Annotated in this window: 8 protein-coding genes and 1 pseudogene; 2 read left to right on the top strand and 7 right to left on the bottom strand. The window is 64.1% G+C overall.

The features are described from left to right. Window positions 1–155: 155 nt before the first annotated feature. Together J2Y63_RS18010 and J2Y63_RS18005 are read right to left on the bottom strand one after the other, a co-directional pair. On the bottom strand, window positions 156–1,700 hold the full coding sequence (locus J2Y63_RS18010; RefSeq protein WP_435267198.1) for a regulator: 1,545 nt from the start codon (window positions 1,698–1,700) through the stop codon (window positions 156–158). Between the two features lie 134 nt (window positions 1,701–1,834). Next, entirely contained in the window at window positions 1,835–2,869 is a 1,035-nt protein-coding gene (locus tag J2Y63_RS18005; RefSeq protein WP_435267197.1) for an ornithine cyclodeaminase family protein, read from the bottom strand. 64 nt (window positions 2,870–2,933) lie between these two features. On the opposite strand from J2Y63_RS18005, the gene J2Y63_RS18000 reads away from it, so the two are divergent. Together J2Y63_RS18000 and J2Y63_RS17995 are read left to right on the top strand one after the other, a co-directional pair. Next, entirely contained in the window at window positions 2,934–3,179 is a 246-nt protein-coding gene (locus J2Y63_RS18000) for a hypothetical protein (RefSeq protein ID WP_435267196.1), read from the top strand. Between the two features lie 73 nt (window positions 3,180–3,252). Next, window positions 3,253–4,677 carry an amidohydrolase gene (locus tag J2Y63_RS17995; protein ID WP_435267195.1) on the top strand — a complete coding sequence of 475 codons (1,425 nt, stop codon included), beginning with the start codon at window positions 3,253–3,255 and terminating at the stop codon, window positions 4,675–4,677. A gap of 93 nt (window positions 4,678–4,770) precedes the next feature. Here the strand turns inward: J2Y63_RS17995 and J2Y63_RS17990 are convergent, their stop codons facing one another. From J2Y63_RS17990 to J2Y63_RS17970, 5 genes and pseudogenes are all read right to left on the bottom strand, one after another. Continuing rightward, window positions 4,771–5,406 (bottom strand): Rossmann-like domain-containing protein, encoded by a 636-nt coding sequence (locus tag J2Y63_RS17990; protein ID WP_435267194.1) that lies wholly within the window; start codon window positions 5,404–5,406, stop codon window positions 4,771–4,773. A gap of 56 nt (window positions 5,407–5,462) precedes the next feature. Continuing rightward, a pseudogene (locus tag J2Y63_RS17985) lies at window positions 5,463–5,600 on the bottom strand (enolase N-terminal-like fold-containing protein); the annotation flags it as partial. A 98-nt stretch (window positions 5,601–5,698) separates the two neighbouring features. Beyond that, complete coding sequence (locus J2Y63_RS17980) at window positions 5,699–6,670, bottom strand: ABC transporter permease (RefSeq protein WP_435267193.1); 972 nt, start codon at window positions 6,668–6,670, stop codon at window positions 5,699–5,701. An 11-nt stretch (window positions 6,671–6,681) separates the two neighbouring features. Then, window positions 6,682–7,662: an ABC transporter permease gene (locus tag J2Y63_RS17975; RefSeq protein WP_435267192.1), complete on the bottom strand. Its 981-nt coding sequence runs from the start codon at window positions 7,660–7,662 to the stop codon at window positions 6,682–6,684. After that, window positions 7,659–9,200 carry a sugar ABC transporter ATP-binding protein gene (locus J2Y63_RS17970; RefSeq protein ID WP_435267191.1) on the bottom strand — a complete coding sequence of 514 codons (1,542 nt, stop codon included), beginning with the start codon at window positions 9,198–9,200 and terminating at the stop codon, window positions 7,659–7,661. Before J2Y63_RS17970 ends, J2Y63_RS17975 begins: the two co-directional genes overlap by 4 nt. Window positions 9,201–9,239: the final 39 nt, after the last annotated feature.

Here is a 9,239-nt window from a genome sequence, read left to right as displayed (position 1 = left end):
CCCCTTTCAAAACCCCACCCCCCACCCCCGCCCGGGCGTAAAAACCCCCCCGCCCCCCCACCCCGCATCCCCCCGGCCCGCGGGGGCGGGCGGGGGCGGGGGGGGCCCCCCCCCCCGCCGGTCGCAGGCGTGTTCGGGGCGCCGGTTATGTCAGATCATTCGCCGGCAGGCTTCGCCACCGTTGCCATGCTCTCGTCGCGCTGGTTGAGATACTGCTTAAGCGCGAAGATGCCGGCGATCATGCAATAGCCGTAGACCAGCGGCATGGCCTGGGCCTGCGCGATACCGACCGTCGGGGCATGGATCACGCCCAAGAAGGTCAGCACGGCGCCGACAAGAGCCGCAAGCACGCCGGCAATCGGGCGGTCGGTGATGGCGAAGATCGCGATGCAGCCCCAGGTCATGCTGCTGAGCGGCGCGCCGTTGCCGAGGTTCGAAAGCCCCTGGTAATAGACGCCCTTGTGCGCAAGCGCCTCCACGCCCACCGTCTTGGCATTGGTTCCGGCCGCCGACAGCGTGTTGTTCAGAAGCGTCAATGCCCAGTTCGCGATCCACGGGAACATGGTGATGAAGATCACCGGCACTTCGTTCTTGGGCGATTCGCGCACCACCTGGTTGCAGGTCACCACGCCGATATAGACGAGGATCGGCAGCACCGCGACCATCGGGATGACCGCCAGTAGAAAGGCGCCGAGCCCGAACAGCGTGATCAGGAACATGCTGATGCCGGTAAACAGCGTATAGCCGGTGCTTGCACCGATGGATTTCCAGCCGGCATGGCCGATATAGACCGTCACCGGGAACGGATTGCCGAACATGGCGCCGATCGTCGAGGACAGGCCGTTCGCCAGCATCACCTGGCGGGTCGGATAGGGATCGCCGGCGGCATGCGCGCTCTCGATATTCTCAAGGTCGAACACGTAGTTGGCGAGGCCGAGCGGCACGGCCGAGGCAAGATAGGGCAGCGCATGCGGCAGGCCCTGGAGGAAGCTGCCGACATGCAGCGTCGGCGGATTGAAGCCGAAGGTGCCGAGCGATTCCGCCACCGCCGCCGGGTTCTGCAACCCGAAGGCCCAGGCCAGCACCGTGCCGGTTGCGAGCAGCAGGAAGCCAGTCGGAACCTTCGGCAGAAGCGGCTTCTTGCCGAACCAGTTGAGGAAGATGAGCACGAGGACGACGAAAGCGATGGTCGGCGTCTCGAAGGATTGCAGCATCGGGTTCATCGCCAGCAGCAGCAGGCCAAGCCCGGCAAGGCACGACAGCAGCACAGTGCGGGGAATGATCTGCCGGATCTTTTCGCCGAAGAAGGACCCGCCGGCGAGGATCATCGCCTCGACGACACACCAGACCAGGGCAATCTGCAGGGCGAATTCAGCATCCTTGGTTTGCAGGTAGACCGGCAGGATGACGAGGAACGTCACCGTGAAGATCGACGGCGAACTCGGCCCCGAAGGGAGCGCCGTGACATCCGTGCGTCCGGTGGATTTCACCAGGCGATAGGCGAAATAGGTGTACCAGAGGCTTGCGGCGAGAATTGCCAGGCCGAAGGCCGGCGCGATCCGTCCGTAGACCATGTCCTTGGGAAAACCGACGACGAAGACCAGAAGCGCGATCATCGTCAGAAGATTGGTCAGGTTGTTGGCAAGAAGGCCGAAGTAGCCGCCCCAGTCTCCCTTGCGCCAAATGAAGTTTCTATCCATGTCTCTCCTCCCCATATGCGCAGGTATCCGGCAGCCATGCGGACATGGCCACGCAAACCCGTTCGCGCGGTGAATACGGCCGGTGCCCCCCCAGAGCGCAGGCCAATGCCGATTTGTGGTGTCGCCTGCGGGCCTTAGCCGGCGAGGTCGATTTCCATGCCGACGCCCTTTTCGCGCGCTCTTGCGACAAGAAGCGCGCCGATCGCCAGGTCCTGGACGGCGAGGCCGACGGAATTGAACAGGGTGATTTCCTCGGTCGACGTCCGGCCTGAGGCAGCGCCTGTGATGACGTCACCGATCTCCGTGGACGCCTGTTCCTTGGTGATTGCGCCCTCGGCGATCGCCATCAGAAGATCGCCCGAATCGTGCATCGCCATGGGCAGACTGTCGAGGAAGACCCGCGCCCGCGCCATGCCGGCGGAATCGATCTCGCGATGGTCCGGCCGCGGCGGCGCGCCGACCGCGTTGATGTGCTGGCCCGACTTGAACCAGGCGCCCTCCACATGGGCCTCGCGCGACGGCGTCAGCGTGCAGACGATATCGGCCTGCGTAAACACATCCTGCGGCGAGGCGGCGGCCTCCAGCACGAGATTGGGAAAATCCTTGCCGACCCGTTCGATGAAACCGGCAACAGTGGCCGCCGATCGCGACCACACCACCACGCGCTCAATGGAGCGGACCTGACAGATGGCGCGCACATGCTCGACAGCAAGGGCGCCCGCGCCGATCAGTCCGAGCACGCGGCTATCGGGGCGCGACAGATGCCGCGTGGCGACAGCGCTCGCCGCCGCCGTCCGGATGCGGGTCGGGATCTGGCCGTGGAAGATCGCCACCGGTGCGCCCGTCTCCTGCGACACCAGCAGGGCCACGGAGCGCTGCATCGGCAGGCTGCGCGCCGTATTGTCGGGAATATCGGCCAAAAGCTTGACGACGGCGAGCCCTTGCCGGTCGGCAAGCGCCGGCATGGCCAGGAAGGCACCCGTGCCGGAAGGAAGCTTCATCGCGGTCGCCGCCGGCTGCGCGGCCGTACCGTTGGACATATCGGCATGCGCGGCTTCGACCACCTCGATCACCTCGGCCATGGTCACCAATCCTTCGATTTCGGACCGGGACAACACGAGGGTCGTGCGTGGAGTGAGGTGACGGTCGGCTCTGATATCGACATCCATCGGCGTTCTCGCTGGCTTCGAGTTATGTTGGGAATTCGGATCGTCCGAAAGGATTTTCCATCCTTTGGGAACTTCAGGCTACGATGTTTGTATGCAATGTCAAGAAATTTTGCTTACAAAAATTTACCACAAAGCACGCTGCCATTATGGAATGGCCTTGATGCCTCAAGGCTTACGTTGCGACTTTAATCGCCGCTTCGCCAAGCAACGCGATGCAAGCGCTTTCGACGTCGAATGGGCGATGACTTTCTTGGAAGAAGCGCTTGAGTTTGCCAAAATCGGCTTTTTTATAATACATAAAAACGCTTGACGTTTGCAAAAATTGAATACGATATATTGATATTATTGCGTACAATTCATGCAACATGATGGAGGGGGACAAAATGGATCGTTCACAAGTCTGCCTGTCGCGACGCGGCTTTATGGGAGGCGTTGGTGCGGGAAGTCTGGCGCTGGGGGTTGGTCTGGCGGGAAGCGCCGGCGCCGCGGAAACGGTGTCGGCGATCGATGTCAGCGTCGTCACGACCCCGGTCATCGACGTGGAAAAGTTGCCGGACGCCTACTATCTGCTCAATGTGCGTCTGGAGATTGGTTTCGTTGAGGAGAAGAAGCCGTGGCTCGATGCGCCGGTCATCACGCACACCAGCACCGAGCTGAAGACGCTGCACATCACCGGCGGCAAGATTGCCGGGATCTTGGACGCGAAGACGCCCGTTCCTGCGAGTGCCGCGGCTTATGACGCACAGGGCCAGCTGATGCTGCCGACCTTCCGCGACATGCACACCCATATCGACAAGACCTTCTACGGCGGCCCCTGGGAGGCGACGATCCCCACGCAGAACTTTCGCGTGGATCGCGTCGCGCAGGAGCGTGAGCTTCTGCTAAAACTCCTGCCGACGGCCGAGGAGCGCACGGCCGCGATCATCCGCCTCATGCATTCACGCGGCACCACCGTCTGCCGCACCCATTGCAACGTCGATCCGGTCAGCGAGCTGGCGAACCTTGAGCATCTCAAGACCTCGCTTGCGCGGTTCAAGGATACGCTCACGTCGGAGATCGCCATCTTCCCGCAGCATGGCCTGCTGGTTTCCGACAGCGTCGGCCTGATGCGCGAGGCGCTGCAATCGGGTGGCGTCAGCTATGTCGGCGGCGTCGATCCGGCCTCGTTCGATAACGACATGGAAAAATCGGTCGACACGACGGTTCAGCTCGCGATCGATTTCAACGTCGGCATAGACATCCATGTCCACGATCCGCGCGACACCGCCATTCCCACGTTCAACCGCATCATGGATCACATGGAGCAGAACAAGCAGTTGCAGGGCAACGTGACGTTCAGCCATGCCTACTCGCTGGCCGAGCTCTCCAAGCCGGAACTCAAGGACTTCGCCGCCCGCATGAAGGCGCTGGGTGTCACTTTCGCCACCGCGGTTCCGCTCGGCCGGTATGCGATGCCGATCCGCGACCTGCACGAGGCCGGGGTCGATGTCATCTGCGGCACGGACAGCGTGATCGACTGGTGGGATTCCTTCGGCAATTGCGACATGTTGCAGAAGGCGAACGAAATCGCCCGGATCGATTATTCCAGCATCGAATATGAGATCAACCGCACGCTGGGCTATGCGACCGGCTTCGTCGCGCCGCTCAACGACAAGGGCGAACAGGTGTGGCCGAAGACCGGCGACGACGCGAGCTTCAACCTCGTGCCCGCCAGTTGCTCGGCCGAGGCGGTCGCGCGTCTCCCGAACCGGAATGCCGTCGTCCACAAGGGCAAACTCGCCTACGGCGCCATCCCCAAAGTCGGCTAACCTCGCGCGGTGTTGGTCTTGCGCCGGCTGTCGGAATCTGACCCTTCAGACCGGTTCGGTTTGAAGGGTCCCTCCGGGCATTTGATCGAGGCGCTAGGCCTGCCTGCGCAGCGTGATCTTGACCGCCGATTTGCCGAAGAAGTGATAGCCCGACCCGCCCTCGGCGATGACGGCAAGAAAGGCGTCGGGATCGGTGACCTTGATGCCGCCGAGAATGTGGCAGCCCCGCTCGAAGAAGGCGTCGGGGATCATCGTGACGGTCGGGCCGACGACGACGATGCGGGCCGACGGTTTTGCCAGGGCGATCAGTGAACCAAGGGTGTCGTTCGCCAGCGTCGTGCCGGTGATGATCAGCACGTCCGCCTCGGGAACCACGTCCGGCGCCCTTTCGGCCTCCTTGAAATAGGGCATCTCGTGGGACTTGAGGGTGGACGGGTCCTTCTCCAGCACCCAATGCCGGGCGCCGATTTTCCGCAGCTCGCGCAGGAACGGCACGAAAGCACCGACCACGACGACGGTCTCGCCCGCTCCAACCTCAGCGCCGGCAAAAGCGTCCAGTCCCTCGACGATCTCAAAACCCTGCGGCGGGCGGTTTTCATTGACGATCTGCGCCAGCGCATTGAGCGTTGCGATGCCGACGCTGCGCCTGATTCCAACCTGTTCGACGGCCTCGTCGAGGAGGTCTGCGGCGCGACGGCCGCGCAGCTTGCCGGGAAACGGCATCGCCATCGCGGAACTGGGGCAACAGACGGCCTCCGGCATATCCTTGACCGGCTGGCGCAAGCCCCCGCATGCCCCGTCGACAGCTTCACGCCGGTGAAGAACAGTCCGATGGCGACACGGTCGATGGTAAGGTCGTCGAGCGCGGGACCGAGACGTTCACGCACGATCTCGACCGTTCTCCTGAGGATGGCGTTCGCCATGCTGGCCTCCTGCATCGGACGGCCGCAAGTGAGGTCCGCCGTCGTCGTTATATCTCTGTATAACCAACGCAGTCGGATAGGAACAGGGTCCAGGCCGCTCAGCGGCTCGCCGGTGCACGGCCGTAGAGCAGCAGCATGAGCACGATCACCAGGCCGTATATGATCTGGCGCCCGGCTTCCGGCATCTGCATGACGGAGAGGATCGATTGCAGCAGCGTGATGAGGATGACGCCGGCGACGGTGCCGAGATAGGTGCCTCGGCCGCCGAGGATCGAGGTTCCGCCCAAGACGACCGCGGCGATGGCCGGCAGCAGGTAGGCGTCGCCCATGGATTGCGCGGCTTTCGAGGCATAACCTGCCAGCAGCACGCCGCCGAAGGCCGAAAGGCCGCCCGAGACGGCGAAGGCGATCATGACGATGCGCCGGGTGTTGATGCCGGAGAGATAGGCGGCGCGCTCACGGTTGCCGATGCCGTAGACGGCGCGGCCGAAGCCGGTGCGGCCGAGCACGAAGACCATGGCCCCGCCGATCAGCGCCCAGATGAAGACGACGTTCGGGATGCCGGGGATGAGGCCGCCGGTGGCGAGGTAACGCATCGCCGCCGTGGCGGAATCCTGCGGCGAGAAGCCGCCGGTATAGACCACCATTACACCCTGCGCGACGGCATTGGTGGCGAGCGTCACGATCATCGAGGGGATACGCAGATAGGCGACCCCGATGCCGTTGACGACGCCGATGGCGACGCCGCAGAGAATGCCGAACGGGATGGCGAGTGCAACGCCGAAGGGACCATAGGCGGCAGCCGCGCAGGCCATCATCGCGCCCGTCGCCACGGCCCAGGGCACGGAAAGGTCGATCTGCCCGAGCAGGATGACGAGCATCATGCCCGTGGCGATGACGCCAAGGAACGACGCCACCTTCAGCTGCTGCAACAGATAATCCGGCGACAGGAAGTTGCGGGAGTACAGGCTGCCCAGCACAAGAAGCAGGATGATGCAGCCGAAGGCCGTCAGGACCGCCGGATCGAAGCGGTGGATGAAGCCCGGCTTGCGCCCCGTTGCACGCGTCATTGCCGTCTCGCTCACAGGAACCACTCCAACCGATTGCGCACCCTAAACAGCGCGAAAGCCCCGAGGCTGACCGCCGCAAGCAGGATGAGGCCCTGGAACAGCGGTTGCCAGAGCGGATCGAGATCAAAGACGAACAGCAGGTCGCCGATCGTGCGGAACGCCAGCGCGCCGAAGACGGCGCCGATCGCGCTACCCTTGCCGCCGAACAGCGACACGCCGCCCAAAACCACGGCCGCAATCGAAAACAGCGTATAGGCGTTGCCGCTCGCATAGGCCGCGTCGCCGGTATAGGTGAAGAAGGTGAGGAAAAGCCCGCCGATGGCCGCCACGAAGCCCGCAAGCGTATAGGCGAGGAACTTGCCGCGCCGGATCGGCATGCCGGACATGTAGGCCGCGGTTTCGGAAGAGCCGGCGGCATAGGCGGCACGGCCATAGACCGACCGGCTGAACGGCACCCATACCAGCACGACCACCGCCGCAAGCGCGACGAGGCTTGCCGGAACGCTGCCGAAAATCCGCCCCGTCAGGGCGTCTGCGAGGTCTTCGTTGACGGACCCACCCGGGAACGGCCGCAGCAACAGCGCAATGCCGAAATAGACGGCGCCTGTCGCGATCGTCGCCACGATGGGCTGGAGCCGACCGTAGATGACGATGGCGCCGTTGATCGCCCCGCAGAGCCCGCCGACGGCCAGCACGACGACCACGCCGAAGGCCGTCTCCAGCGGCGTGCCGACCACCAGCCAGGAGGCCAGGCAATTGGTGAGCAGGAAGATCATGCCGATCGACAGGTCGATGCCGGCGGTGATGACCACCAGCGTCTGCGCCATGGCGATAAAGGCGAGGAGCACGCCCTTGTTGGCCGCGGTCTGCACGACATTGGCCGTAAAGCCCGCCGGGTGGTTCGCCGTATAGATCACGAACATCACCACGAAGATCGTGAGCGCCGTCAGCGTGCCGCGTTGCTCGGCCAGCCGGTATTGCCAGTCCTTCATGACGCGGCTCCCTCGTGCATGCTCTCGACGGAGCGGATGTTGAGCGCGCTGGCGATCAGGGCGTGTTCGGTTATCTCCGCGCCCACCAGCTCCCGTTTCACGGCGCCGTCATAGAGCACGAGGACCCGGTCGCAGCAGCCGATGAGTTCGGCATAGTCCGTCGAGTAGAACAGGATCGCCGCGCCCTCGTCCGCCAGCCGGCGCAGGAGCTGATAGATCTCCTGCTTGGTTCCGACATCGATGCCGCGCGTCGGATCGTTGAGCAGGATGATGCGCGGCTGGCGCATCAGCCATTTCGCGATGACGACCTTCTGCTGGTTGCCGCCGGAAAGCGCGCCGACCGGCGCGTCGATGCTGCCGGCCTTGATGGCGAGCAGCGTCATCATGCGGTCGATGAAGTCCTGCTCCTTGGCGCTGTCGATGATGCCACCGCGGGTCAAGCGATCGAGGGAGGCGAAGGAAAGGTTGTCGCGCACCGTCATCGGCAGCATCAGTCCCTCGGTCTTGCGGTCTTCCGGGATGAGCGCCATGCCGATGCCCTGCGCGCGGGCCTGCGCCGGGCTGCCGATGCCGACCGGCTTGCCGTCCACATGCACCGTGCCGCGCAGCCCACGCAGCACGCCGAACAGCGCCAGCAGCAGGTCGCGCTGGCCCTGCCCGTCCAGCCCGCCGAGGCCGAGGATTTCGCCGGCATGCAGGGAAAAGGAAATGTCCTGAAGGCGGTCCGTCCAGGAAAGATTGCGCGCTTCGAGGACAGGCACCGCCTGCGGCGCGCGCTGCGGCTTCGGCGGATAGACGCTGTGATATTCGCGGCCGATCATCATTTCGATGACCTCTTCGTCGCTCCTGGAGCCCGCCGGATAGCTCGCGACCTTGCTGCCGTTGCGAAAGACGGTGCAGTCGTCGGCAAGTTCGGCGATCTCGTTCATGCGGTGCGAGATGTAGAGCAGCGCCAGCCCTTCCGCGCGCAGGCGCTTCAGCACCGCGAAGACCTTCGACACGTCGGCCGCCGTCAGCGCCGAGGTCGCCTCGTCGAGGATGAGGATGCGCGGCTTGCGCGCCAGCGCCTTGGCGATCTCCACCATCTGCCGGCGAGACAGCGGCAGGTCCTTGACCAATGCTAGAGGATGGATGTCGGCGGCGCCGGCGCGTGCCAGCGCCTCTTCCGCCAGGCGCCGCTGCGCCTTGCGGTCGATCATGCCGAAGCGCGTCGGCGGATTCGAGATGATGATATTGTCAGCGACGCTGAGTTCGGGGATCAGCGACAGTTCCTGGAAGACGCAGACTATGCCGGCATCATTCGCCGCTGCCGGCGAAGCGAAATCCACCGCCCGGCCGTCGAGCATCATCTGCCCCTCGTCCGGCGCCACCACGCCCGCCATGATCTTGATCAGCGTCGATTTTCCCGCGCCGTTCTCGCCCAGGATGGCATGGATCGCCCCTGCCCTTACCGACAGGTCGGCCTTTTCAAGCGCCCGGACGCCGCCATAGCGTTTCGATATGCCTTCCATGCGAAAGAGCGGTGCGGCACTTTCCATTACTCTCCCCGAAAACCGTTTTGCCGAAGGGGGCATCGC

The organism is Shinella sp. BE166 (genome assembly GCF_051201095.1).
Lineage (GTDB): Bacteria > Pseudomonadota > Alphaproteobacteria > Rhizobiales > Rhizobiaceae > Shinella > Shinella lacus.
The sequence above is the reverse complement of the archived record's forward strand: the minus strand, read 5'-3'. Positions and strand labels throughout refer to the sequence as shown.

Excerpts from the sequence above, each read along its gene's own strand:
- J2Y63_RS18010 (WP_435267198.1), bottom strand. The coding sequence starts at position 1,700 with ATGGATAGAAACTTCATTTGGCGCAAGGGAGACTGGGGCGGCTACTTC.
- J2Y63_RS18005 (WP_435267197.1), bottom strand. The coding sequence starts at position 2,869 with ATGGATGTCGATATCAGAGCCGACCGTCACCTCACTCCACGCACGACC.
- J2Y63_RS17995 (WP_435267195.1), top strand. The coding sequence starts at position 3,253 with ATGGATCGTTCACAAGTCTGCCTGTCGCGACGCGGCTTTATGGGAGGC.
- J2Y63_RS17990 (WP_435267194.1), bottom strand. The coding sequence starts at position 5,406 with ATGGCGATGCCGTTTCCCGGCAAGCTGCGCGGCCGTCGCGCCGCAGAC.
- J2Y63_RS17980 (WP_435267193.1), bottom strand. The coding sequence starts at position 6,670 with ATGACGCGTGCAACGGGGCGCAAGCCGGGCTTCATCCACCGCTTCGAT.
- J2Y63_RS17975 (WP_435267192.1), bottom strand. The coding sequence starts at position 7,662 with ATGAAGGACTGGCAATACCGGCTGGCCGAGCAACGCGGCACGCTGACG.
- J2Y63_RS17970 (WP_435267191.1), bottom strand. The coding sequence starts at position 9,200 with ATGGAAAGTGCCGCACCGCTCTTTCGCATGGAAGGCATATCGAAACGC.